Annotated in this window: 21 protein-coding genes; 5 read left to right on the forward strand and 16 right to left on the reverse strand. The window is 72.2% G+C overall.

Annotated features, from left to right (window positions below; all coding sequences use genetic code 11):
• Positions 1-110: 110 nt before the first annotated feature.
• The 7 genes from C6W10_RS20620 to C6W10_RS20650 all read right to left on the reverse strand — a co-directional run bounded on the left by C6W10_RS20620 (position 111) and on the right by C6W10_RS20650 (position 9,687).
• Positions 111-2,951 (reverse strand): immune inhibitor A domain-containing protein, encoded by a 2,841-nt coding sequence (locus C6W10_RS20620; protein ID WP_107259691.1) that lies wholly within the window; start codon positions 2,949-2,951, stop codon positions 111-113.
• A 280-nt stretch (positions 2,952-3,231) separates the two neighbouring features.
• Positions 3,232-4,506 carry an ROK family transcriptional regulator gene (locus C6W10_RS20625; protein WP_107259693.1) on the reverse strand — a complete coding sequence of 425 codons (1,275 nt, stop codon included), beginning with the start codon at positions 4,504-4,506 and terminating at the stop codon, positions 3,232-3,234.
• The gene (locus tag C6W10_RS20630) at positions 4,503-5,513 is read right to left on the reverse strand and encodes a PmoA family protein (RefSeq protein WP_199853702.1); all 1,011 of its coding nucleotides are present in this window, start codon (positions 5,511-5,513) and stop codon (positions 4,503-4,505) included. The genes C6W10_RS20625 and C6W10_RS20630 overlap by 4 nt, the downstream gene beginning before the upstream one ends.
• Entirely contained in the window at positions 5,510-6,400 is an 891-nt protein-coding gene (locus tag C6W10_RS20635) for a PmoA family protein (protein WP_107259695.1), read from the reverse strand. Before C6W10_RS20635 ends, C6W10_RS20630 begins: the two co-directional genes overlap by 4 nt.
• A 58-nt stretch (positions 6,401-6,458) precedes the next feature.
• On the reverse strand, positions 6,459-7,364 hold the full coding sequence (locus C6W10_RS20640) for a carbohydrate ABC transporter permease (protein ID WP_107259696.1): 906 nt from the start codon (positions 7,362-7,364) through the stop codon (positions 6,459-6,461).
• 9 nt (positions 7,365-7,373) lie between these two features.
• Entirely contained in the window at positions 7,374-8,321 is a 948-nt protein-coding gene (locus C6W10_RS20645; protein WP_234359244.1) for a carbohydrate ABC transporter permease, read from the reverse strand.
• A gap of 34 nt (positions 8,322-8,355) precedes the next feature.
• Positions 8,356-9,687, reverse strand: coding sequence for an ABC transporter substrate-binding protein (locus C6W10_RS20650; protein ID WP_199853703.1), 1,332 nt, complete (start codon positions 9,685-9,687; stop codon positions 8,356-8,358).
• A gap of 558 nt (positions 9,688-10,245) precedes the next feature.
• Here C6W10_RS20650 and C6W10_RS20655 point away from each other — a divergent pair.
• Both C6W10_RS20655 and C6W10_RS20660 read left to right on the forward strand, forming a co-directional pair.
• Complete coding sequence (locus C6W10_RS20655; RefSeq protein ID WP_107264134.1) at positions 10,246-11,511, forward strand: pectate lyase; 1,266 nt, start codon at positions 10,246-10,248, stop codon at positions 11,509-11,511.
• 76 nt (positions 11,512-11,587) lie between these two features.
• Positions 11,588-12,799: a right-handed parallel beta-helix repeat-containing protein gene (locus C6W10_RS20660; RefSeq protein WP_107259700.1), complete on the forward strand. Its 1,212-nt coding sequence runs from the start codon at positions 11,588-11,590 to the stop codon at positions 12,797-12,799.
• An 86-nt stretch (positions 12,800-12,885) separates the two neighbouring features.
• Here C6W10_RS20660 and C6W10_RS20665 read toward each other — a convergent pair whose 3' ends face one another.
• Positions 12,886-14,601, reverse strand: coding sequence for a dihydroxy-acid dehydratase (locus C6W10_RS20665; protein WP_107259702.1), 1,716 nt, complete (start codon positions 14,599-14,601; stop codon positions 12,886-12,888).
• 102 nt (positions 14,602-14,703) lie between these two features.
• Here C6W10_RS20665 and C6W10_RS20670 point away from each other — a divergent pair, with 102 nt between their 5' ends.
• From C6W10_RS20670 to C6W10_RS20680, 3 genes are all read left to right on the forward strand, one after another.
• Positions 14,704-15,726, forward strand: a complete 1,023-nt coding sequence (locus tag C6W10_RS20670; protein ID WP_107259704.1) for a zinc-binding dehydrogenase — start codon at positions 14,704-14,706, stop codon at positions 15,724-15,726.
• A gap of 116 nt (positions 15,727-15,842) precedes the next feature.
• On the forward strand, positions 15,843-16,454 hold the full coding sequence (locus tag C6W10_RS20675) for a hypothetical protein (protein ID WP_159104682.1): 612 nt from the start codon (positions 15,843-15,845) through the stop codon (positions 16,452-16,454).
• A gap of 106 nt (positions 16,455-16,560) precedes the next feature.
• Positions 16,561-17,322 (forward strand): PIG-L deacetylase family protein, encoded by a 762-nt coding sequence (locus C6W10_RS20680; protein WP_107259708.1) that lies wholly within the window; start codon positions 16,561-16,563, stop codon positions 17,320-17,322.
• Between the two features lie 72 nt (positions 17,323-17,394).
• Here the strand turns inward: C6W10_RS20680 and C6W10_RS20685 are convergent, their stop codons facing one another.
• The 8 genes from C6W10_RS20685 to C6W10_RS20720 all read right to left on the reverse strand — a co-directional run bounded on the left by C6W10_RS20685 (position 17,395) and on the right by C6W10_RS20720 (position 25,092).
• Positions 17,395-18,066: a FadR/GntR family transcriptional regulator gene (locus C6W10_RS20685; protein WP_107264135.1), complete on the reverse strand. Its 672-nt coding sequence runs from the start codon at positions 18,064-18,066 to the stop codon at positions 17,395-17,397.
• A 47-nt stretch (positions 18,067-18,113) separates the two neighbouring features.
• A complete protein-coding gene (locus C6W10_RS20690) occupies positions 18,114-18,965 on the reverse strand; it encodes an amidohydrolase (protein WP_107259710.1) in 852 nt (283 codons plus the stop codon).
• The gene (locus C6W10_RS20695) at positions 18,962-19,972 is read right to left on the reverse strand and encodes an aldo/keto reductase (protein ID WP_107259712.1); all 1,011 of its coding nucleotides are present in this window, start codon (positions 19,970-19,972) and stop codon (positions 18,962-18,964) included. Before C6W10_RS20695 ends, C6W10_RS20690 begins: the two co-directional genes overlap by 4 nt.
• Entirely contained in the window at positions 19,969-20,331 is a 363-nt protein-coding gene (locus C6W10_RS20700; RefSeq protein ID WP_107259714.1) for an L-rhamnose mutarotase, read from the reverse strand. The genes C6W10_RS20695 and C6W10_RS20700 overlap by 4 nt, the downstream gene beginning before the upstream one ends.
• A gap of 90 nt (positions 20,332-20,421) precedes the next feature.
• On the reverse strand, positions 20,422-21,450 hold the full coding sequence (locus C6W10_RS20705) for an ABC transporter permease (protein ID WP_107259716.1): 1,029 nt from the start codon (positions 21,448-21,450) through the stop codon (positions 20,422-20,424).
• Positions 21,447-22,979, reverse strand: a complete 1,533-nt coding sequence (locus C6W10_RS20710; RefSeq protein WP_107259717.1) for a sugar ABC transporter ATP-binding protein — start codon at positions 22,977-22,979, stop codon at positions 21,447-21,449. Before C6W10_RS20710 ends, C6W10_RS20705 begins: the two co-directional genes overlap by 4 nt.
• Positions 22,979-24,028, reverse strand: coding sequence for a sugar ABC transporter substrate-binding protein (locus C6W10_RS20715; RefSeq protein ID WP_234361359.1), 1,050 nt, complete (start codon positions 24,026-24,028; stop codon positions 22,979-22,981). Before C6W10_RS20715 ends, C6W10_RS20710 begins: the two co-directional genes overlap by 1 nt.
• Before the next feature lie 260 nt (positions 24,029-24,288).
• The gene (locus C6W10_RS20720) at positions 24,289-25,092 is read right to left on the reverse strand and encodes an SDR family NAD(P)-dependent oxidoreductase (RefSeq protein ID WP_107264137.1); all 804 of its coding nucleotides are present in this window, start codon (positions 25,090-25,092) and stop codon (positions 24,289-24,291) included.
• Positions 25,093-25,097 lie beyond the last annotated feature (5 nt).

The raw sequence follows: 25,097 nt of genomic DNA on the forward strand, positions 1-25,097 counted from the left end.
CGGTGCCTCCGGGGCCGGGCCAAACGCCAGGAACGGGGAAACGGGCGGGGCCGCCGCCAGCGGGATGCTGACGGCGGCCCCAGGAGACCGGTGGATCTCTCCGGTACCGGTTACGGTGCGCCGGGCGGCACCACCCGGACATCCGCCCACTGGTTGCGGTGGCCGGGCTTGAGCAGCTCGAACCGGACGCCGAGGTCCACCCCGGCATCACCCGGATTGCCGGTGCCGGTCACGACCCCGCCACCCAGGTCGAGACCGTACTGGCTCCGCGCCGGCTTGCCGTTGCGGTCCACGGTCCGCACCGAGTAGGGCGCGTTCCCCTCCGAGGGGACCACGACCGACGCGTCGGCGTCCCGGAAGAAGAGCGGGCTCTCCGCGTCCAGGTCCGGCCGGTACTCGATGCCCGGGTACCAGCCCTTGGCGTCGGTGAAGGACCTGACCCCGGGCTGGGACCTGAACTTGGTGCAGTACGCGCTGAACGGCTCGTTCGGCGCCTCGAAACACTCGGTGAACGGGTAGGTCCGGCCGAAGCCGAACGCCGCGTTCGACGACTGCGGCCGCGAGGGCAGGTTGTCCAGCCCCGACGGGTCCTTCGCCGCCGCCGTGCCCTGCCGGCGGTACGGGTCGAAGTGCGAGTCCACGATCAGCAGACCGCCCTTGGCACCGATGCTCGGCGGGTCGTAGAGGTTGTTCAGGACCAGGTTCAGGTTGCCGTAGCTGGTGTCCCGGTACCAGACGAGCATGCCGGGGGCGTTGTACGGCACCCGGTCCACCTTCCAGGCACCGTCCCGGTTGTAGTTCGTCTGGTACGCGTACTTCAGGCCCTCGTCGAAGCCGTCGTGGTTGCGCCACTCGGCGAGGTAGTAGTGCGCGTAGGAGAACTCGCCGGGCGAGATGCTCCAGCCGGTACCGGTGGTGTTGGTGAAGGTGCCGACGGTCGCGGTCCAGCCGTTGGCACCGCTCTCCACGTCGTCGGACCAGACGGTCGTGCCGTCGGCGGTGACCGAGAAGTCGTCGGTGAACCAGCCGGTGTCCTCGAACGCGGCGTCGGTGGCGTACCGCAGTCGCAGCTGGACGGTCTGCCCGGCGAACCCGGTCAGGCTGACGTAGTCGTGCCGCCACTGCCCGCCGGTGCTGCCGGTCAGGCCGTACTTCTTGTTGCCGTAGTCGTGCAGCCGGCCGTTCGGGTCGGGGTCGCCGTCGTCGGTGGAGACGAGGTTGCCGGCCGCGTCGAAGACCTTCTGCTCGGCCCAGGTGCTGCCACCGTCGGTGGAGACCTCGACGAAGCCGTAGTCCCAGTCCTCCTCGATGGAGTAGTTGTTCCAGAGCCAGAACCGCACGTCGGAGCCGGCCGGCACCTCAAGGGAGCGGGTCAGCCGCACGTCGGCCCAGGACTGGTCGTTGTTGGTCCACCACTGCCCCTCCCCGCTGTGCGGGGTGGAGAGGCTGATCTGCTTGGCCGGCAGGTTCACCCGGACGCCGTCCTCGGTGCCGACCGGGGTCCGCGAGGTCTGCCCGAGCTTGACCCGGGCCGGGTCGTCGCCGGGGTTCAGGATCACCGGGTCGGCCCAGCCGAGCACGAACTTGTCCCAGAGTCCCATGTGGGTGGGAATGCCCTGGAAGATCGGGCCGGTGTGCGAGCCGGACGACATCAGGTCCCAGAAGTCGACGTCCGAGTCGCCGCCGGAGCCGATGTCGTAGAGGTCCGGCAGGCCGAGGTCGTGCCCGTACTCGTGGGCGAAGACACCGACGCCGGAGTCCTCCGGCTGGACGATGTAGTTGCTGATCATCTTGTCGGTACCCGGGATGGTGTGGCCGGGCACGATCGCGGACGAGTGCGCCCAGATCGCGTACGGCCCCTCGGCGCCGCCGCCGCCGGACTTGTCCTCGCCCGCGTGTACCAGCACCAGGTGGTCGATGACGCCGTCCGGCTCGTTGAGGTCGCCGTCGCCGTCGGCGTCCGCGACGTCCTCGATGTCGTAGTCGGCCCACGGGAAGTCCGGGTTCTGCGCGGCCAGCACGTTGACCGCGTCGACGCCGAGCGCGCCGGGGCCCGCCGGGTTGTCCGGGTGCCCGTTCATGTCCTGGCTGGCCCCGGCCACCCACTCACCGTCGGCCTGGGTGCAGGTGTCGGCGCCGTACCACGCCTCGGAGTGCGGCACGGTCACCCAGGGGGTCGCCTCGCCGCTCACCGTGTACGCGCCCTTGGACATCTCCAGGTACATGTTGCGCATCGTGTAGCCGCGCAGGTCGATGCCGCGCCGGCCGTCCGGGCCACGCAGGTCGGTGCGGACCCGCTCGGTGATGCCCTCCCGGCTGTAGAGCATCTTGTTGTAGAACTCGGTGGAGAAGTCCGGCACCCACATCGAGTTGTTGTCCGGGTGGGAGGCCTTCGCCGGGTTCGGGATGTTGTTGTGCAGCGGCCCGTTCTGGACGTTGCCGGGCACGCACTCCCGCTCGTTCTCCGGGGTGGTCGCGTCGTCGAACGTCGCCCGCGGCACCATCACGCCGGTGAAGTCGTCGTCCGCGTCGGGGTTGAACTCGACCAGGATGGTCAGCAGCTTCGCGACCTGCGTCTCGTCGGCCTGCTTGTAGCGGATGTGCCGGGGGTTCCTGCCGGTCCGGATCGCCTCGGCCTCGGTCCTGGCCAGGCTCCGGGCCGCCACCGGGTTGCCCTCGGCGAACTTCCGGCCGAACGCGGTGACCGGATCCGGCTTGGCCCGCTTGATCTTGCGCTTGCCGCCCTGGACCACCACCTCGGGGCCGTCACTGGGCCGCTCGACCTTCGGGTCCACATAGTTGATGTAGAAGTCGCGCTCGGTCGGTGTGAACCGGGCCGCCCGGTCGGCGGTCGCCGGCCCGGCACCGCCGACGGCCATTCCGGCCGCCGCGACCAGCAGCACGGGTACCGACGCCGCGAGCAGGCGCCTTCGCCCGGCTGCCCATCTCATCCCCCCGCTGAATGTCAGTCGTTGCACGTCCCTCCCCTTCCGCGCGTGCGTGAGCGAAGCAATCACCGCCCGCATCCGTCCGGACACGCGGGCAACGACAGGGACGCTATGCGACGTCACGGCCATGGACAACCACCGTTGTCTTTTCGGGATCACACAACCGTCCAACCGGGCAGTTCGCGCTTCTCGTCCATCAGCCGCGTTCCCGGCGCGCGGCCGCGACGTCCCGCACCCGTCCGCCGGCCCCATCGCGTTTCCGGCCCCCTGAGGAGGTCGGGCGCTATCCGGACGGCTTCGCCGGTTGCCTCGGTCGGGACGCTCCGGACCGGCCCGACCGGCGCGACAGCCAACCGGCCGGCTGCTGGCGCACCTGGTCGATGGAGGTCAGCGCGGCACCGATCACGGCCGCGTCCGGGCCGAGCAGGGCGGGCCGGACGGTCACCGGCGCCCAGTCGGTGGTCAGCACCCGCTGGTCGATCTCGGCCCGGGCGTTGGCGGTGAGCCAGGACGCCAGCAGCGAGAAGCTGCCGCCGAGGAGTACCGAGCCGATGTCGAGGATGTTGAGCATGTCGGCGAGCGCGACGCCGAGCGCGGTGCCGGCGACGTCGAGCGCGGCGAGGGTGTCCGGGTGGCCCGCGTCGGCCCGGGCGGTGATCTCGGCGTCCGGAGTGGTACCCGGCGGTGCCGGCTCGGCGCCGAGGATCGCCGCCAGGCTGGCGTACGTCTGTAGGCAGCCCCGGGAGCCGCAGGGGCAGGGCTTCCCGTCCGGATGGACGGTGACGTGCCCGAGCTCGCCGCTCCAGCCCCGCGAGCCGCGCATCAACCGTCCGTCCAGGACTATCCCGGCACCGATACCGAGCCCACCGGAGACGTAGACGAAACTGTCCAGGGTGTGGTGCGTGGCGTACAGCTCGCCGAGCGCGGCGAGGTTCGCCTCGTTGTCGACGGCGATCGGCAGGTCCAGGTGCCGGGTGGCGGCCCGCAGCAGCGCACCGGCGTCGGCGTTGCGCCAGCCCAGCGCCGGGGCGGACCTGACCAGCCCGGCGTCGACCGGACCGGGCACGGCGAGGGTGGCGGTGACGACGGCGAGGTCCTCGGCCGCGACGGCGCGTACGGCGGCGTCCGCCATCCCGGCCAGGTCGGCCAGGACGGCGGGGGCGCCCCGGTCGGCGTAGCTCGCCGGGGCGAAGGCCAGGTGCCGGACCGTACCGGTGAGGTCGACGACGCACGCGGCGAGCCCGTCGGCGCGGATGTCGAGGCCGAGCCCGGCCGGTCCCCGGTCGGAGACGGTCAACCCGACCCGGGGCCGGCCGGCCCGACCGTCGTGCGCGAGGCCGGTCTCGGTGACGAGTCGACCGCCGAGCAGGTCGTCGACGATCCGGGTGATGGTGGGTCGGGTCAGCCCGGTGACCGCGGCGAGTTCGGTACGGGAGATCGGCTGCGCGGCGCCGAGGATCTGCCGGAAGACGAGTTCGAGGTTGATGCTGCGCAGGCTCTCCTGTCGGACGGGCTGCTCGGCCTGCCGGGGTCGGCTCGGTCGGATCGGTCCGGTCATGCCGGCTGCCGGACACCGTCGGCGAGTACGCCGGCCGTCGCCGCCGACAGGGCACCGTCGACGACGACGGTGACCAGGTGCCGGCTGATCGTCTCGGCCGGGCCGAGCACCAGCGGCCGGTCCCAGGCCAGCGACGAGCCGACCCCGAGATAGTCGCGGGCCCGGACGAACCACCTGTCCCGGGCGGTGGTGTCGTCGCCCGGGACGAAGAGCACCGTCCAGGGGCCGGCCTCGCCGGTGCCGGTGACCGCGACCCAGCCGGCGAGGCTGCCGTTGACGGCGGTCGCGTCGGTGCCGGCGGGGCTGAGGATCCGGGCGGTGTCGGCGACGGCCGGGCCACGCCAGAAGAAGCCGCCGTACCCCGCCCCGGCCCGGCCCTGCGCCGCCGGGCTGCGGATGGTCAACGGCCGGTCGGTGACGTTGGCCAGCCGGGTGTGCAGGCCCAGCGACCAGGCGGTCCCGTCGACCGGCCGGCAGGTGATGGCGCGCTGCTCGGCCAGCAGCGTGCGGTCGTGCGCGTCCGTCCACACCAGCGTGTGCACCAGTTCCTCGCCGGTGTGCCGCAGCCAGCGCCGGTGCCGTTGACGGCCGTGGTTGTCCAGCCAGGCCGGGCCGTGTCCGGCCACGAAGGTGCGCCCGCCCCAGAAGTTGCGCCCGCCGACGTCCGGGGCGGCGAGGCTGATCCCGAGCTGGTGCGGGTGCGAGTCGGGGGCGGCGTCGGTGACCGTACTGCCGGCGAAGGTGCGTACCGGGTGCAGGTAGGGGCGCGGGGACATCGCCAGTGGCAGGTCGGGCCGCCAGGTGTACCGGGCGACGTCGCGACCCTCGACCCGGAGTACGGCGGTGCCGGGCGGCCGGTCGGCGAGCGCCGGATCCGGTACGCCGGGACGTGCCATCGTCGCCTCGCCGCCTCTCGTCGCCTGGCCCCCGTGGTACGCCAACCGCCGAGGTTCGCCGCCGGCCCGGACGGTCGCGCCACCGGGCTCGGCCCGACGGCCGGTGCTCACGACCGGGCCGCCTCGGCCGGGATCGCCGCCACCGTGTCGGCGAGGTCGGCGACCTGTCGGGAGCGTAGCCTGCCGTCGGCGACGACGGTGACGATGCGCCGCCGCACCCGGCCGCCGGGCGCCACGACCAGCGGCCGCGTCCAGGCGAGCGCGGAACCGACGCCGGCGTAGTCGCGGCTGCGCACGAACCAGAGATCGGGCCGGTGCGGCCGGCCCGCCGGGACGAAGATCAGCGTCCACGGGTCGGTGCCGGTGCCGGTCAGCGCCAGCCAGGCGGCCCGCCGACCGTGCAGGTGCCGCTCGCCGGTCCGTTCCGGGCCCCGCACGTGCACCCGCCGGTCGCCGCGCCGGGCCCGCCAGAAGAAGCCGCCGTACCCGGCGCCCAGCCGCCCGTTGGTGGCGGGGCTGGCGAAGGTCAGCGGTTCGGCGGTCACGTTGGTCAGCTCGAAGCCGAAGTCGAGCGCCCACGCCTGCCCGGTGAGCGGCAGGGCGGCGATCCGCCGTCGCTCGTGCACCAGTTCGGTGCCGTCCGGGCCGACCCAGCGCAGCTCGTGGCGTACGTCGGTGCTGCTCCGGGCGGTCCAGGCGCGATGGTGCTGGGTGCCGTGGTTGGGCAGCTGCACCGGCCCCTGCCCGGGCACGTAGGTGCGGCCGCCCCAGAAGTTGACGCCGCCGAGGTCGGCGACCGCGACGCTGACCCCGAGGTGGTGCAGGTGGTCCTCGGGCATCGACTCGGTGACCTCGGTGCCGGCGAGGGTGCGTACCGGGTGCAGGAACGGCCGGGGCGACAGGGTGCGGGGCAGCCTCGGCCGCCAGACGTAGTCGGCGACGGCCCGGCCGGCCAGGCTCAGCCTGACCGGGTCGGCCGGGCTGGCCGGGTCGGGCACGGTCGCCTCCTCCGTCGCTGCTGCGTCATCGGTGTGGGTCCCTTCCGTCCTCGGCCGGCTATTTCAGGCCGGTGGTGGCGATCCCCTTGACCAGGTATTTCTGGCCGGCGATGAAGAACCCGATCACCGGGGCGAGCGAGAGGAACGACATGGCGAACATCTGCCCCCACTGGGACTGGCCCTCGGAGTCGACGAACTGGCGCAGCGCCAGCGGCACGGTGTAGAGCTCGGAGTCGGTGAGGTAGATGAGCGGGCCGAAGAACTCGTTCCAGACCGAGATGAAGGTGAAGATCGCGGTGGTGGCGAAGGCGGGCATGCAGAGCGGCATGATCACGCTCCAGAAGGTCCGGAACGGCCCGCAGCCGTCGATCCGGGCGGCGTCGTCGAGTTCCCGGGGCAGGGCCCGCATGAACTGCACCATCAGGAAGATGTAGAACGCGTTGGTGGCCAGGAAGTTCGGCACCAGCAGCGGATAGTACGTGTTGATCCAGCCCAGCTTGGCGAAGACGATGTACTGCGGCACCAGCAGTACGTGCCCGGGCAGCATCATGGTGCCGAGCATCAGGGCGAAGAAGAGCTTGCGGCCGGTGAAGTTCAGCCGGGCGAAGCCGTACGCCGCCAGCGAGCAGGAGAGCAGGTTGCCGACGATGCTCAGTACGACGATCACGAACGAGTTGGCCAGGTAGACGCCGAACGGCTGCTCCAGCGCGACCCACCCGTCGGGATAGTTGCCCAGGTCCCAGTCCGCCGGCCAGAGCGAGAGGTCGGTGAAGACCTGCCGGCTCGGCTTGACCGAGCTGGAGACCATCCAGAGCAGCGGATAGAGCATCACCGCGCCGAAGAGGCAGAGCAGTACGTGCCGGGTGAACCGGGACCGGCGGCTGCTCCCGACCCGTTCGAGGTGGCTCTCCTCCTCGGCCCGCCGCCGGGCGGTCCTGGCCGGAGTCCTCGTGTCGATCGACATGGCGTGACCTCAGTTGTCGTAGAAGACCCAGTACTTCGCGGCCAGGAAGTTCAGCGCGGTGAAGGCCGCGATGACGACCAGCAGCATCCAGGCCATGGCCGAGGCGTAGCCCATGTTGAACTGGGAGAATCCCTGCTGGTAGAGGTAGAGGTTGTAGAACATCGTGGAGTCGGCCGGGCCGCCGGTGCCGCCGCTGAGCACGAATCCCTGGGTGAAGGTCTGGAACGACGTGATCAGCGACTGGATCAGGTTGAAGAAGATGATCGGGCTGAGCAGTGGCAGCGTCACCGAGCGGAACTGTCGCCACCTCGACGCCCCGTCGGTCGCGGCGGCCTCGTAGTACATCGCCGGGATCTGGCGCAGCCCGGCGAGGAAGATCACCATCGGCGAGCCGAAGGTCCAGATGTGCAGCACGATCAGGGTGGTCAGCGCGTAGTCGGGGTCCGAGGTCCAGCCCGGCCCGTCGATGCCGAACCAGCCGAGGAAGGCGTTGACGATCCCGTCCAGGCCGAAGATGTACCGCCAGAGCAGCACCACCGCGACGCTGCCGCCGAGCAGCGACGGGAGGTAGAAGACGGCCCGGTAGACGGCCAGTCCCCGGATGCCCCGGTTGAGCAGCATCGCCACCCCGAGCGCCACGACCAGGGAGAGCGGCACCGAGACGAAGGTGTAGACGAAGGTGACCTTCAGCGACTGGCGCAGCAGCGGGTCGTGCAGCATCTCGGTGAAGTTCTCCGCGCCGATCCAGCGGGGCGCGTTGAGCAGGTTGTAGTCGGTGAACGCCAGGTAGAGCGAGGCGAAGAACGGGATGATCGTGAAGAGCATCCCGAGGAACCAGGGCAGCAGGAAGAGATAGCCGGCCCGGTCCCGACGCGGCCGGGCCCGGCGGGCCGGCGGCGGCGTACCCGGATCGAGCCGGACCACGGCGCCGGCCGGCGCTCCGGTCGTCGTGCTCACGGCCGGCCGCCGTCCCCCGGCCCGGAGGGTGCCCTCACCTGCCGAGCGCCTTCCGGCCGGCCTCGACGAACGCCTTCGCCGCCTGCTGCGGGGTCTGCCGTTTGAACTCGACCTCGGCGGCGATCGACTCCAGGGTGGCGGCGATCTTCGACGAGCCGGGTGGATAGGTGTACGAGCGGGGCAACGACTCCCGCTGCAACCCGCCGAGGTACTCGGTGGCGATCTGGTCGTCCCGGCTCAGGGTCGACTTGATCTCCTCGGCCACCGTCGAGTTCGCCGGTACGCCCCGGGTGGTGCCGGTGGCCTTCGACGCCTCGACGTCGTTGACCAGGAAGTCGAGCAGCCGCAACGCCTCGGCCCGGTGCTTGGAGGCGGCGGCGATCGACCAGAGGTGCGGGCAGTCGACGGACTGGCCACGACGGACACTCTGGGTCTCGCCGGGGATGCGCAGCAGCGCCAGGTTGCCCCCGGCGGCCGCGTTGAAGGCCAGCAGGTTGTTGGTCGGGATGATCTGGGACGCGATGGAGCCCTTGGCCAGGTAGGACTGCTCGGCGGAGGCACCGATCTTCTCGATGAACCCGGCCGGCGGGAAGCCGCCCTCGGCGCGCATCGACTCGACGATCCCGAACCAGTCGGCGACGGTCGCCTCGCTGACCCCGAGCCCGCCGTCGGCGGTGTAGAAGTCCTCGCCCCGCTGCCGGGTGAAGACGATGATGTTGGCCAGGGTGTACGCCTCGAAGTTCGTGCCGTAGACCCTGCCGCCGCTCGCCCTGGTCACCTCCCGGGCGAACCTCGCCAGGTCGGGCCAGTTCCAGGTGTTGCCGTCCGGCACCGCGACGCCGTACTTCTCGGTCAGCGTCCGGTTGACGACGAAGCCGATCGCGTTGAGCCCGGCCGGTACCCCGTAGGTCCTGTCGCCGACCGTGGCCAGTGCCCGGGCGTTCTCGCTCAGCCCGGTCAGGTCCAGCGCGTCGGCGTGCTGCCCGAGGTCGAGCAGGGCGCCCCGGTCGGCGTACTCGCGCAGGCTGTCCATCCGCATCGCCATCACGTCCGGCGCGTCCCCGGCGGCGAACCGGGTGGCCAGCTTGTCCTTGTACGGCCCGCTGTCCTGGTATTCGGTCCGCACGGTGACGCCGGGGTTCTTCCGCTGGAAGATCTCCAGCGCGGCCTGGGTCTTCTCGGCCCGCTTGGCGTCGCCCCACCAGACCATGTTGAGCGCGACGGTGCCGCCCTCGGCGTCGTCACCGCCGCCGAAGCCCCGGCCGCAGGCCGAGGTGCCGAGACCGAGGCCGGTGAGCCCGGCGGTCCTCAGCACGGCCCGGCGGCTCATCGGCGTACGGGCGACTCTTGCCGTTGCGTCAGTCACGGGGTCCCAGTCCCTTCAGGAGTTGCCGGCGGCCACCGGTGCGGGTTGCCGGCCGGTGCGGGCGCACCCGGGCGGGCCGCGCCACACCGGCTGCGGCGGCGGGTCGGTCGCGACGGTCCTGGGCCGGATCGGTGGCGTCGAAGCACTGTGCAGCGGCGGAAGCGGGCCGGCGGGTCCGATCTTGCCGGAAAGGTTACGACCGGATTTCCGTTTACGTCAACCGATGAAACAAACTCCTCGCGAATTGCGGAGGGCATTGACTGCTGTCAGTGTCAGATCTACAGTGGCCCCGCCCGCCCCCGCCGTAGCGCAGCGCGCGCTCCGACGGCGGCGACAGGGCAGCCACTCGGACCGGTGGGTTCCCGGGGTCCGCGACGAACGGCGCGACCGCCCGGGGAGCAGGTCCGACACCCGGGCGAGCCGGCGTACGACTCCCGGCCGCACGACCAGCACTGGAGGTTGATCGATCGACAGGATTCCGACCTCGGCAGGAAAGCGCGTTCCTAGTCCCCCGACCACCACCCACGCTCCCGGAGGTCCTCCGATATGACGCAGTCCATGGCGGCGGCCGTTATCGCCCGGCCCGCCAGACGCTGGCGGGCGGCAGTCCTGGCCGGCGCGACCACCCTCGCCGCGGTGGCGACGATCGGCGTCGTCGACGTCGGTACCGCCTCGGCCGCGACCGTCGACACCAACGCCACCTACGTGATCACGTCCCGGCACAGCGGCAAGGCGCTGGACGTCTACGACTGGGCCACCAACGACGGTGCGCCGATCGTCCAGTTCGCCCGCAACGACCTGGCCGTCCAGCAGTGGCGGTTCGTCGACGCCGGCAGCGGCTACTACCGAATCCGCTCGGTGCACAGCGGCAAGGTGCTGGAACTGCCCAACGCCGACGACGGCACCCGGCTGGTCCAGATGACCGACAACAACAACACCCGGCAGCACTTCCGGCTGGCCGACTCCGACGGCGGCCACGTCCGGTTCATCAACCGGCACAGTGGCAAGGCGCTGGACGTCTGGGAGTGGTCGACCGCCGACGGCGCCCCGATCGCCCAGTTCGCCGACCTGAACGGCACCAACCAGCAGTGGCGACTGACCACCGTCAGCGGCGGGGGTACGCCCCCGACGAACCCCCCGCCGACGGGTGGCTGGCCCACCCCGACCGGGCAGGTCGGGGTCAACGGCACCATCTCGGTCTCCGGCACCCTCGACGGCGGAATGCGCCGGTACTGCTGCATCGGCGACGGCGGTCAGGAAGAGGACCAGGACCCGATGTTCAGCCTCGCCTCCGGCGCCACCCTGCAAAACGTCATCATCGGCGCCCCGGCCGGGGACGGCGTGCACTGTTCCGGCCCGTGCACCCTGCGCAACGTCTGGTGGGAGGACGTCGGCGAGGACGCCGCCACCTTCCGGGGCAGCGGTTCGCCGAGCTTCCTGGTCGACGGCGGCGGCGCACGCAGCGCCAGCGACAAGGTCTTCCAGCACAACGGGCCCGGCACGCTGACCATCCAGAACTTCCAGGCCAACAACTTCGGCACCTTCTACCGCTCCTGCGGCAACTGCTCGACCCAGCACCAGCGCAACGTCGTGATCCGCAACGTCACGCTGACCCGGCCCGGCAACACCGTCGCCGGGATCAACGTGAACTACGGCGACACCGCCCGGTTCAGCGGGATCACCATCGTCAACGACTCCGGCCGGTCGATGGTGATCTGCCGCAAGTACAACGGCAACGACGACGGTGACGAACCCACCCAGGTCGGCACCGGCGCCGACGGCACCAACTGCATCTACTCCTCGTCCGACCTCACCTACCGGTAACACCGGGCCGCACCGGGCGGGTCCGCGGCACGTTCGCGGACCCGCCCGCCCCCGTCGACCACCAGGGAGTTTCTCGATGTCTCGACGACTGCACCGAACGGCACTGACGGCGGCGCTGGCCGCCACCGTCGCCGCCGCCTCGGGCACCAGTCTCGGCCCCACCGTCCCGGCGCAGGCCGCGGCGTCGACGCTGATCGTGGCGACGAACGGCAACGACGCCAACCCGGGCACCCTGAGCGCGCCACTGGCGACACTGGGCCGGGCGGTCGAGCTGGCCACCCCGGGCACCACCATCGCGCTGCGGGGCGGCACCTACCAGTTCGGCAGCAACGTACGGATCATGAAGGACGGCACCTCGGCCAGCCCGTACACGATCAGCAACCACAACGGCGAACGGGTGGTGCTGGACGGGGAGAACCTGCCGCACACCCCGGCACCGGTCGGCGGCAGCATCCCCAACCTGGAGCGCGGGGTGCTGCACATCGAGGCCGACCACTGGCGGATCCGGGGACTGGAGATCATCCACGGGCCGTACGCGATCTTCTGCCGGGACTGCAACAACAACGTCTTCGACCGGCTCGTCACCCGGGACAACTACGAGTCCGGACTCCAGATCCAGGGCGCGTCCAGCAACAACCAGGTGCTCAACCTCGACGCGTACGGCAACCGCGACCCGCGCAAGAACGGTGAGAGCGCCGACGGGCTCGCCATCAAGGAGGGCTCGGGCAGCGGCAACGTCGTACGCGGTGCCCGGCTGTGGAACAACTCCGACGACGGCTTCGACGCCTGGCTGTTCACCTCGCCCATCCTGGTGGAGAACTCGGCCGCCTGGGGCAACGGGGTCAACCGGTGGAACCTGCCCGACTACGTCGGCGACGGCAACGGCTTCAAGATGGGCGGCGGCGACCCCGATCCGCCGGCCAACCACACCATCCGGAACAGCGTCGCCTTCGACAACGCCGTCGGCGGCTTCATCGACAACGGCAACCCCGGCACCATCACCGTCGACCGGAACAGCGCCTGGCGCAACGGCGACGGCGGCTTCAAGTTCGCCAACTCCACGTCCCGGCTGACCGGGAACCTCGCCGTCGCCAACGGCGCCGGGGTCTCGCTCGGCTCCTCCACCGCCACCGGCAACTCCTGGAACATCAAGAGTTCCTGGAGCGCGGCCGACCTGGTCAGCACCGACCCGAGCACGCTGACCGGGCCCCGGGACGCGAACGGCAACATCCGCGGCTCGGACTTCCTGCGCCCGCGCGACTACCCGCAGCTCGGCGCCCGACTCTAGGCGGCCCCGACGCGGGTGGGCAGCAAGGTCTCCCCCGCACTGAGCGCCGGCACCCCCGGTGAACACCCCGCCGGGGGTGCCGGCGCTCAGTGCGACTCGCGGGCCACCCGGTCGCCGCTGCCGCCGACCAGGAACGCCAGGTCGGCGCCGGTGTCGGCGCCGAGCACGGTGTCGACGTAGAGCCGTTCCCAGCCGCGCGCCGGCTGGGCGAAGGCGGTCGCCATCGCCTCGGCGGGCGGCCGGGCCGCCAGCTCGGCGGCCGGGATGTCCACGTCGAGCCGGCGCGCCTCGACGTCGAGCACGATCGGGTCACCGGTGCGTACCCGGCCGAGCGGCCCACCGGCGGCCGCCTCCGGCGCCACGTGCAGCACCACCGTCCCGTACGCGGTGCCGCTCATCCGGCCGTCGCAGATCCGCACCATGTCGCGTACGCCCTGGCGCAGCAGCTTCTCCGGCAGCGGCAGGTTGGCCACCTCCGGCATCCCCGGATAGCCCTTCGGCCCGCAGCCGCGCAGCACCAGCACCGAGTCGGCGTCGACGTCGAGATCCGGGTCGTCGAGCCGGGCGTGCAGGTCCTCGACCGAGTCGAAGACCACCGCCCGGCCCCGGTGCCGCAGCAGGTGCGGGGAGGCGGCGGCGGGTTTGATGATCGCGCCGGCCGGTGCGAGGCTGCCGCGCAGCACCGCGATCCCCGCCTCCGGCATCAGCGGCGCCTCCCGGGACCGGATCACCTCCGGGTCGCTGATCTCGTGCCCGGCGAGATAGTCGCCGATCGGCCGCCCGGTCACCGTCGGCGCGGTCGGGTCGAGCAGGTCGGCGACCTGGTTCAGCACCGCCGGCAGGCCACCGGCCCGGTGGAAGTCCTCCATCAGGAAGCGGCCCGCCGGTTGCAGGTCGACCAGGAGCGGTACCCCGCTGCCGAGCCGGTCGACGTCGTCCAGGGTGATCGGCACCCCGACCCGGCCGGCGATGGCCAGCAGGTGCACGACCGCGTTGGTGGAGCCGCCCAGCGCGGCCAGCGCGACGATCGCGTTCCGGAACGACGCCTCGGTCAACACCTGACTCGGCCGGCGCTGTGCCGCGACCATCTCCACGATCAGCCTGCCGGTGCCGTGCGAGCGGGCCAGCAGCCGGCTGTCCGGGGCCGGCAGGCCGGCGGTGCCCGGCAGGGTCATCCCGAGTACCTCGGCGAGCAGGCCCATCGTGGAGGCGGTACCCATGGTGTTGCAGTGGCCACGGCTGCGGATCATCGACGACTCGGAGTCGAGGAAGCCCTCCGGGGAGAGCGTGCCGGCGCGTACCTCCTCGGAGAGCCGCCACACGTCGGTGCCGCAGCCGAGCGGCACGCCCCGGAAGGTGCCGGTCAACATCGGGCCGCCCGGCACCACCACCGCCGGCAGGTCCACCGAGGCGGCGCCCATCAGCAGCGCCGGGATGGTCTTGTCGCAGCCGCCGAGCAGCACCACCCCGTCGACCGGGTTGGCCCGGATCATCTCCTCGATCGCCATCGCCGCCATGTTGCGCCAGAGCATCGCGGTCGGCCTGACCTGCGTCTCGCCGAGCGAGACCACCGGCAGGTTCAGCGGCACCCCGCCGGCCTCCCAGATCCCGTTGGCGACGCTCGCCGCGACCTCGTCGAGGTGCCGGTTGCAGGGGGTGAGGTCCGACGCGGTGTTGGCGATCGCGATCTGCGGCCGTCCCTGGAACGCCGAGTCCGGCACACCACGGCGCATCCACGCGCGGTGCAGGTAGGCGTTGCGGTCCGAGCCGGCGTACCACTGATCGCTCCGAAGTGCAGGCATACTCTCCATTATCAAGAACAACTTCGGGTACCAGCTACGCCGTCCTCGGCGGATCACCCCGGTACCGCACCGTCGTGCCACGCCCGGGGCGGTGACCTGACCGTGCGTGCCTTCGTGGTGACCGGTCCGGGCGTCGCCGAGGTACGCGACGTCGCGCCCCCGGTCGCCGGGCCGGACGAGGTCGTCGTCGACGTACTGCGGGCCGGTGTCTGCGGCACCGACGTCGAGTTCTTCTCCGGGCAGATGGCGTACCTGCACAGCGGCGACGCCCGCTACCCGCTGCGGATCGGGCACGAGTGGTGCGGCGTGGTGTCCTCGGTCGGACCCGGCGTGCCCGAGGAGTGGCTCGGGCGGCGGGTCACCGGCGACACCATGCTCGGCTGCGGCCGCTGCGCCCGCTGTCTCGGCGGGCGACAGCACCTCTGCGCGGAGCGCCACGAGATCGGCATCCGGGGCGGCTGGCCGGGTGCGCTCGCCGAGCGGCTGCCGGTGCCGGTCCGGGCCCTGCACCCGCTCCCCGACCAGGTCGACCCGACCCTCGGCGCCCTCGTCGAACCGGGCGGCAACGCGTTGCGGGTGGTCGAGGCGGCGCGGGTCGGCCCCGGCCGGCGGCTGCTGGTGCTCGGCCCGGGCACCATCGGCCTGCTGGTGGCGCAGATCGCGGCGGCCCGGGGTGCCGAGGTGCACCTGCTCGGCCGGGACGAACCGTCGCTCGACGTCGCCCGCCGGCTCGGCTTCGGCTACGTCTGGACCGCCCGGAGCCTGCCGGACCCGGCGACACTCCCCTTCGACGCGGTCGCCGACGCCAGCAACGACGAGCGGCTTCCGGCGTACGCGGTGCAGCGGGTGGAGCCCGGCGGCCGGGTGGTCTGGATCGGCCTCGCCGAGCGGCCGAGCCTGCTCGACACCCGCGAACTGGTGCTCCGGGACGTCACCGCGATCGGCGTGCTCAGCGCCTCCGGCGGGCTCGCCGGCACCATCGCGCTGTACGCCTCCGGCGCGGTCGACCCGCGCCCGCTGGTGGCCGCCACGGTCGGATTGGACGAGGTGGCCGGAGTGCTGCGCGGCGAACGTGATCCCGGCTGGGGTGCCGCCCCGAAGATCCACGTCGACCCGCGCCGCTGACCGGTCGATCCCGCCGTACCGGACCTGGCGGAGGCTGGCGGGCTGCGGCGCGTACCCGATCTTCGTCGACGTCGTCGCCGAACTGGTCGCCGGCGTGTTCTCGCTACTATTGGCCGGTGGCCGCATGGTTCCTACGTCGAGTCCGGCCGCGTGGCGAGCCGGACGGGACAGGGGTCGCCTTCCTCGTCGGTGGCACCCGGACCGCCGTCTGGGCGTGCATCGCGTCGTTGAACAGCACGGGTGCGGTGGCCGTCGACGCGGACGGTCGGCTGATCGTTGCCGGCCCGCCGCCGGAGCCGGACACCCTGGCCTTCGCCGTGTTCTGCGCGCTGCGCGACGCCCCGGCCGGGCCCGCGATCGCCGCCGGAGGCGCCGCCCGCGGCGGCCGGCACCGCCGACTCGCGGCCGAACCCGGGGTGGCGGCAGCCATCGACCGGCTCCGCGACCAGCTCGCGGCCGACGGCTGGCTCGGCAACCGATCGGCGATCAGGCGGCTGGTCGCCAGACTGCGGAACGCGCAGCAACACCTCGCACCGTCGCTGGATCCGGCATGGACGGTCTACGGGCCGAACGGCGCCGCACTGGCGGTGGCACTCTTCGGTCCGAGCGCGATCTGGCAGGCCGATCCACGGCTCGCCAGGGCGCTCGGACTGCCGATTCCCACGATGAAACACCGCCGCGGGCCCGAGCCACAGGTCGACCGGGACGCCGACTGCGGCTGCGCATAGTCACGCCGCTCCTGGGGTGAACGGCGTGACGGCGGTGGCCACCGCGCCGCCAGCGTCGTCGCGGCCGGCTCCGGAATTTGTCGCGACGTCGAGGATGATGGTCCCCATGACTGCTGACACACCCGTCGTTCCGCACCCGCTCCAGCCCGTCGACGAGAACTGGCAGCGCGCGCTCGCCATCGTCGCCCACCCCGACGACCTGGAGTTCGGCGCCGCCGCGGCCGTCGCACGCTGGACGCGGCAGGGCAAGGAGGTCAGCTACGCGCTGCTCACCAGCGGCGAGGCCGGGATCGACGGGATGGACCCGGCCGAGGCCGGGCCGGTCCGCGAGGAGGAGCAGCGGGCCTCCGCGGCGATCGTCGGGGTGTCCCAGCTCGACTTCCTCGGGCTGCCCGACGGCGTACTGGAGTACGGCGTCGCACTGCGCCGTGACCTGAGCCGGGTGATCCGGAGGTACCGGCCGGAGATCGTGATCACCAACAACTTCCGGGACAGTTGGGACGAGGCCGGCGACGCGCTGAACATGTCCGACCACATCGTCACCGGCCGGGCCGTACTCGACGCCGTCCGCGACGCGGCCAACCGCTGGGTGTTCCGGGAGCAGCTCGACGAGGGGCTGGAGCGCTGGGGCGGGGTCCGGGAGGTCTGGGCGGCCGGTTCACCGCTGTCGAAGCACGCGGCCGACATCACCGACACCTTCGAGCTGGGCGTCCGGTCGCTGGAGGCGCATGCCGCCTATCTGCGCGGCCTCGGCACCGGGGACTTCGACCCGGAGGAGTTCCTGGAGGGCATCTCCCGGCAGACCGGCAACCGCCTGGGCGTCAAGTACGCGGCCGGCTTCGAGGTCTTCCGCCTCGGCCTGCACTGAGGCCCGGGGCCGCCTTCGACCGGACCGGGTCGACGGCACGGGACCGCTTCCGGATCGTCTGGCCAACGGGCGTCAGAGCACCCGGCGCAGCCACTCCTCCACCCCGGCGACGTGCACGGTCGCCCAGGCCCGGGCCAGCTCCGGCTGCCCCGACGCGACCGCGTCCAGGATCGCCGCATGCTGCTCCCGGGTCTTGCTGACCGCGCCCTCCTGGGTCAGCCCCCGCCAGACCCGGGCCCGGGTGGTCGGCCCGGAGAGGCTGTCCAGCAGCGAGGTCAGCACGTTGTTGCCGGCACAGGCCGCGATCTGCCGGTGGAACTCCAGGTCGTTGGCGACCAGCTCGTCGATGCTCGGATCGTCGCCGAGCCCGTCCAGTACGCCGCGCAGCTTGGCCAACTGCTCCTCGGTCATCCGCTGCGCCGCCAGCGCCGTCGCGGCCGGCTCCAGGATCCGGCGTACCTCCAGGAACTCCAGTACGGTGTCGTCGCGGTGGAAGTCGACGACGAAGCTCAGCGCGTCGAGCAGCAGCGCCGGGTCGAGGCTGGTCACGTACGTCCCGTCGCCCTGGCGCACGTCGAGGACCCGGATCAGCGAGAGCGCCTTGACCGCCTCCCGCAGCGAGTTGCGGGACAGGCCGAGCCGCTCGGCCAGGTCGGGTTCCCGGGGCAGCCGGTCACCGGGGCGCAGTTCACCGGCGACGATCATCTGTTTGATCTTGTCGATCGCCTCGTCTGTGACCGCCACGCGTTCCTCCCACATCCTTCCGCCGTACCGCGAAGACTAGGCGCCGGTCAGGTGCCGAGCCGGTAGGTCCGGACCGCCGTTTCGCCGAAGACCGCCGACCGCTCGGCCGTCGACAGCGGCGGCAGCACCTCGGTCAGTGCCGCCAGCACCGCGCCGTAGTCGGCGGCGAGCCGGCAGACCGGCCAGTCGGAGCCGAACATCAGCCGCTCGGGTCCGAACAGCCGGACCGCCTCGGCCACGAACGGCCGCAGGTCGGCCGGGAGCCACCGCCGCCAGTCGGCCTCGGTCACCAGCCCCGAGAGCTTCGCGGTCGCGTTCGGCGCGGCGGCCAGCTCCGCCACCGGGCCGGCCCAGGCGGCCAGTCCGGCCGCGCCGTCCCGGATCGCCGGCTTGCCGAGGTGGTCCAGCACGAACCGCAGCTCGGGGACGTCGCGGGCGGCCCGGGCCACCGCCGGCAACTGGTCCGCCCGGCAGACCACGTCGAAGGCGAGTCCGGCTTCCGCGATGGTACGCAGCCCGCGCCGCACCTCCGGCCGGTCCAGGTAGTCCGGGTCGGTCTCGGCCTGCACCTGTGGCCGGATCCCGACCAGCAGCTCGGCGCCGGGCAGCCGACGGTAGCCGGCGATGGTCTCGGCCAGCGCCGGGTCGGCCGGGTCGGCCCAGGCCACCACCCCGGCGATCGCCGGGCAGCCGACCGCGTAGCCGAGCAGGGTCTCCGCCTCGGCGGTGTCGCACCTACCGCCCTCGACGAGTACGGTCCGGTCGACTCCGGCCGCCGTCAGCTCGGCGACCAGGTCGGCGGGGAGGAAGGAGCGGCGGATCGGGGCCAGCTCGGGTGCGTCCAGCCACCGGTAGCCGTCCTCGACCCGCCACAGGTGGTGGTGCGCGTCGACGATCACCGGGTACCGACCCGGTGGGTGGGGACCGGCGCGTCCGGGCGGAGCAGTCCCACGGCGACCAGCTCCGCCCAGAACTCGCCGGACGGTGGTGCGGCGGCGTGCAGTGCGGCGTTCCGGCGTACCTGGTCGGGGTTGTGCGCGCCGACCACCACGGAGGCGACCGCCGGGTGCGCGGCGGCGAAGGCGAGCGCCGCCGCCGGCAGGGTGGTGCCGTGCGCGGCGCAGAGCGTGGCGATCGCCCGGGCCCGGTCCAGGATCTCGGCCGGGGCGTCGGCGTAGTCGTACGGCAGCCCGGCGTGCGGCCGCTCGACGGCGAGCAGTCCGCTGTTGAAGACGCCCGCGTTCAGCACCGAGACGCCGCGCCGCTCGCACTCCGGCAGCAGCGTGTCCAGCGCCGGCTGCTCCAGCAGGGTGTACCGGCCGGCCACCATCACCGCGTCGACGTCGGTCTCGGCGGCGAACCGGTGCAGCACCTGCCACTGCTTCGAGCCGACCCCGATGGCGCCGACGACGCCCTGGGCGCGCAGCTCGTGCAGGGCCGGATAGCCCTGTTCCAGCGCCTGGGTCCGGTGGTCCTCCGGGTCGTGGATCAGCACCAGGTCGATCCGGTCCAGGCCGAGCCGGACGAGGCTCGCCTCCAGCGACCGCCGCACACCGTCGGCGCTGAAGTCCCAGAGCCGCCGGTGGTCGGCCGGTACGTCGAAACCCTCGTCGTCGCGCCGCCCCGCCCCGGACCGGTCCGGTACGAGCAGCCGCCCCACCTTGCTGCTCACGGTGTATTCGGCGCGCGGCAGCGTACGCAGCGCGTCGCCGAGCCGGCGCTCGGAGAGCCCGAGGCCGTAGTGCGGGGCGGTGTCGAAGTAGCGGATGCCGGACTCCCAGGCCGCCGCGACCGTCGCCAGCGCCTCGGCCTCGCCGACCGCCGTGTAGAGGTTGCCGATCGGGGCGCAGCCGAGGCCCAGCGGGCTCACGACCACATCGGAGCGTCCCACCCTGATCCCGGTCATGCCGTCTCCTCGTCGCGCTCGTCGTCGCCCCGGTCCTCCGGTCGGCCGGTGGGCAGCTCCCAGACCAGCGACAGGCCCGAGTCGTTACCGGAGTAGTCGTCCCGCACCTCCAGCAGTTCCGCCATCCGAGCCTGCCACGGCACGTTCGCCGGATGGTCGCGCAGTTCGTGCCGCATCCGCCGGTAGTCCTCCACCTCGACCAGGTGGAACAGGTCCTGGCCGTCCCGCCAGATCCGCCAGGTGTGCACCCCGGCCGCGCGCAGCGCGCTCTCCAGTTCGGCGGGGATGACCTGGTGGACGCTGTCGTACTCGTCCTCCCGCCCCGGCTTGAGCCGGGTGTGCAGGGCGATCCGCTGCATGCTGCGACGCTCCTTCTCGATGCTTTCCGGCCGGGACCGGTCCGGCGTACCGTCGGCGGGGCACGCCGGACCGGCCGGTCCACCGGCGGGTTAGTCCTGTGCCTTGCCGGAGGTCAGCCGGGCCAGGATCAGCGCGATCAGGATGATGGCGCCGTAGATGGCCTGGATCCACTGCGCGGAGACCCCGGCGAGGGTCAGGATGTTGTTGATCAGTCCGAGGACGATGACGCCGCAGAGCGCGCCGAAGAGCGTCCCCTTGCCGCCGTCGAGGCTGATCCCGCCGATCACCGCGGCGGCGAAGACGGTGAAGATCATGCCGTCGCCCTGTGCCGCCGCGACCGAGCCGAGCCGGCCGGTCATCAGCAGCCCGGCCAGCGCCGCCAGCAGCCCGCCGATCATCAGGATGATCCAGACGACCCGGTCGGTACGGATCCCGGCGGCCCGGGCCGCGTCGGTGTTGCCGCCGATCGCGTAGACGGCCCGGCCGTGCCGGAAGAACCCGAGCGCGGCGATCCCGACGACGAAGAGCGTCCCGCTGATCCAGATCGACGCCGGTACGCCCAGCCAGACCGCGTTGCCCAGATAGAGCACCGACGGCGGGATGTCGAAGAGGTTCTGCCCGCCGGTGATCCCGATCTGGAGACCGCGCAGCACGATCAGCATGCCGAGGGTGACGATGAAGGCGGAGAGTTTGAAGCGCAGGATCAGCAGCCCGTTGAACGCCCCGATCGCCATCCCGGCGAGCAGGCAGATCGGGATGGCCAGGCTGGCCGGCAGTTCGGTGCCGAGCCCGTTGCTGGCGGCCGGGATGACCAGGGCCAGGGCCAGCGCCGGGGCGAGCCCGATCGTCGACTCCAGCGACAGGTCGAACTTGCCGGCGATCAGGATGATCGCCTCGGCGAGTACCAGCAGGGCCAGCTCAGTCTGCTGTTGCAGCACGTTGGTGATGTTGGCGGCGGAGAGGAAGACCGGGTCGATGACCGCGCCGACCACCACGAGCAGCAGGATCGCGGGTACCAGCGCGAGGTCCCGCAGCCGGGCCAGCGGCACCCGGCCGCCCGGTCCGGGCCGTCCCGGCGTCGGAGCCGGCGGCTTGGCGATTGTCTGGGTGCCGGTCACGGCTCCTCCACTCCCTCTACTGCGGTCACCAGTTCGGCGTCGGCCCAGCCCCGCCGGACCTCCCGGACCACCCGTCCGTGGAACATCACCAGCACCCGGTCACACGAGCGCAGGTCGTCGAGTTCGTCGGAGACGATCAGCACCCCGGTGCCCCGGGCCGCCGCCTCGGCCACCGCCCGCAGCAGGGAGTCCTTGGAGCGGACGTCCACCCCCGCGGTGGGGCTCACCATCACCAGCGCCTTCGGGTCGTTCGCCAGGGCGCGGGCGAGCACGACCTTCTGGGCGTTGCCGCCGGAGAGGCCGTTGACCGGCTGGTGTGGACCGTCGGTCTTGATGTCGTACTGCTCGATCATGCGCTGGGCCACCGCACGCTGCCGGGCCGGCGTGATGATCCCGGCCGGCCCGAGCCGGTCGGTGATCGGCAGGGTGGCGTTCTCCGCCACCGACAGCAGCGGCACCAGCCCCTCCCGGTGCCGGTCCTGCGGCAGGTAGCCGAGGCCGGCGGCGAGCGCGGCGGGCACGCTGCCCGGCTTCGGGGTATTGCCGGCCAGGCGCACCGTGCCGGTGTCGGCGCGGCGCAGTCCGGCGATCGTCTCGGCCAGCGCGACCTTGCCGCTGCTGCCCGACCCGATCAGTCCGACCAGTTCACCGGCCCGCACCCGCAGGTCGACGTCGGTGTAGGAGCCGGCGAGGCCGAGGCCGGCGACGTCGAGTACGACCGGCGCGCTCTCCGGTACGGCCGGCCGGTCGATCCCGGCCAGGGTCTCCCCCGCGTCGCCGGTCATCGCGGCGACCAGCGCCTCCCGGGAGAGCGTGTCGACCGGCTGGGTCAGGATGTGCCGGGCGTCGCGCAGCACCGTGACGGTCTGGCAGACCTCGTAGACCTCCTGGAGGTGGTGCGAGATGAACAGGAAGGTCACCCCGGTGGCCTGCAACTCGCGCATCCGGTCGAAGAGCCGTTCGATCGCGGCGGCGTCGAGCTGGGCGGTCGGCTCGTCGAGGATGATGAACTTCGCACCGAAGGAGAGCGCGCGGGCGATCTCGACGAGCTGGCGCTGCTCGACGCTGAGGCTGCCGGCCGGCGCGGCCGGGTCGACGGCTACGCCGTACCCGTCGAGCAGGTCGGCGGCGCGGCGCCGCAGCCCGCGCCAGTCGATCAGCCCGCGACCGGCCTGGCGGTTGAGGAAGAGGTTCTCCGCGACGGTCAGGGTCGGGATGATCGTCGACTTCTGGTAGACGCAGGCGACCCGTTGCCGCCAGGCGTCCCGGTCGGCGAGTGCCGGTGCGGGGGTCCCGTCGAAGCGCACCTGGCCGGCGTCCGGCCGTTGCAGTCCGGTGAGGATCGCCACCAGGGTGGACTTGCCGGCGCCGTTGCGCCCGACCAGGGCGTGCGTCTCGCCCGGTGCGACGGTGATGCCGGCGGAGTGCAGCGCGACGGTCGCGCCGTACCGCTTGGAGATGTCGCGGGCCTCCGCGGCCGGGGCGACGGCCCCGGCCACGGTGCCTGCGGTCTGCGTCTGACCGGTCATCACTTGCCGATCTGGTTTCCCCAGAGCGCCGGATCGTCGACGTTCTCCTTCGTGACCAGCGGTGCGGCGATCTGGTCCTCCAGGCCGTTGCCGACGTCGATGATGGTGCTGTTGTGGTCGGTCGGGCCGGGCTGGAAGGTCTTGCCCTCGGCCGCCGCCTTGGCGTAATAGAGCGCCCACTTGGCGTAGAGGTCGGCGGGCTGCGAGACGGTGGCGTCGATTTCGCCCTTGCGGATCGCCTCGAACTCCTGCGGGATGCCGTCGTTGGAGACGATGAAGATGTGCTTCGGGTCGGTCGGCGGCACCAGCAGGTTCTTCGCCTTCAGCACCTGGAGCGTCGGGGCCAGGAAGACGCCGCCGGCCTGCATGTAGATGCCCTTGATGTCGGGGTGCTGGGCGAGCCGGGTCTGTAGCGCGGCGGCGGCCTTCGGCCCCTCCCACTCGGTCGGCTCCTCGAAGATGGTGATCCCGGGGAACTTCGTCTTCATGCACTCGGCGAACGCCTCGGAGCGGTCCCGGCCGTTGATCGAGGAGAGCGAGCCCTGGAACTCGATCACCCTGCCCCTGCCGCCGAGCTTCTCACCGAGGAACTCGCAGGCCTTCTGCCCGTACGCCCGGTTGTCGGCCCGGACCACCATGAAGACCTTGCCCTTGTCGGGGCGGGTGTCGACGGAGACGACGGGGATCTTCTTCGACTCCAGGGTGCTCAGGGTGGAGGCGATCGCGCCGGTGTCCTGCGGCGCCATCACGATCGCCTTGGCGCCCTGGCTCACCATCGCCTGCACGTTGGCCACCAGCTTGGCGACGTCGTTCTGCGAGTTGGTCGGCGACATCAGGTTGATGTCGTACTCGTCGGCGAACTGCGGGACGTACTTGGCGTACGAGTTCCAGAAGTCGGAGTCGGCGCGGGGCAGGTCGATGCCGATCTGCGGGCTGCCGCCGGTCTGGCCACCCGTCCCGCTCGACGACGACTCGCCGCAGGCGACGGTGCCGACGGCGAGAGTCGCGGCCATCGCGATCCCCGCCAGGGACTTGGCGGTATGTCTCACTGTGGTCCTCCATCCGGTGCGGATACGGTGGGCGGTTCTTGGAGGCAATGTGGAAACACGCGGGTAATACATCGGATGTCTATCAGTCCACCCGTGGCCCCGCAAGACCCAGAACCGGCAATCTGCCGCCCCGTCACCGGCCACGCGGAATCGTTACATCGGATGGATGCCGGGCGGCAGGGAACGAGGGAATGGCAACGGGACCGGCGACCCGCCCGTGCGGCCGCCGGTCCGGATCGGAGGGACCGGGATCGGGTTGCTCAGCCGGGCGGGTTCGGCCGCAGCCGCAGCCCGTACATGCCGCCGTCCACCCCCAGCACCGTGCCGGTGGTCGCCCCCGACAGTGGACTGGCGAGGTAGGCGATCGCCGCCGCCACCTCGTCCGCGCCGACCAGCCGGCCGGTGGGCTGGCGGGCCTGGAGCGCGGCGAGTTCCGCGGCCGGGTCGGCGGCGGCGTCCAGCAGCCGGCGTACCCACGGGGTGTCCACGGTGCCGGGGTTGACGCAGTTGACCCGGATCCCCTCCCGGACGTGGTCGGCCGCCATCGCCAGGGTCAACGACTGCACCGCGCCCTTGCTGGCGCTGTAGAGCGCCCGGTTGGGCAGCCCGGCCCAGGCCGCGATCGAGCAGGTGTTGACGATCGCGGCGTGCGCGGAGCGGCGCAGGTACGGCAGCGCCGCCCGGCTCACCCGGACCATCCCGACCACGTTCACGTCGAGTACCCGGTGCCACTCGTCGTCCGGATTGGACTCCACGGTGCCCTGCGCGCCGATCCCGGCGTTGTTGACGAGTACGTCGATGCCGCCGAGCGCCCGGGCGGCGGCGGCCACTCCGACGCGTACCGAGGCGTCGTCGGAGACGTCGGCGGCGAACCCGAGCAGTGGTTCGGGGAGACCGCCCGGGTTCAGGTCCAGGCAGCCGACCCGGGCGCCCCGGGCGGCCAGCAGGGTGGCGGTGGCCAGGCCGATCCCGGAGGCTCCGCCGGTCACCACCGCCGCCAGGCCGGCAAACTCGCCCCGGCCGGCGCCTGCACCGGCACCGTCGCCGGCACCGTCGCCGGGCAGGTTCT

Origin of the sequence: Plantactinospora sp. BB1 (assembly GCF_003030385.1) — a bacterium.
In the GTDB taxonomy this organism is placed as follows: domain Bacteria; phylum Actinomycetota; class Actinomycetes; order Mycobacteriales; family Micromonosporaceae; genus Plantactinospora.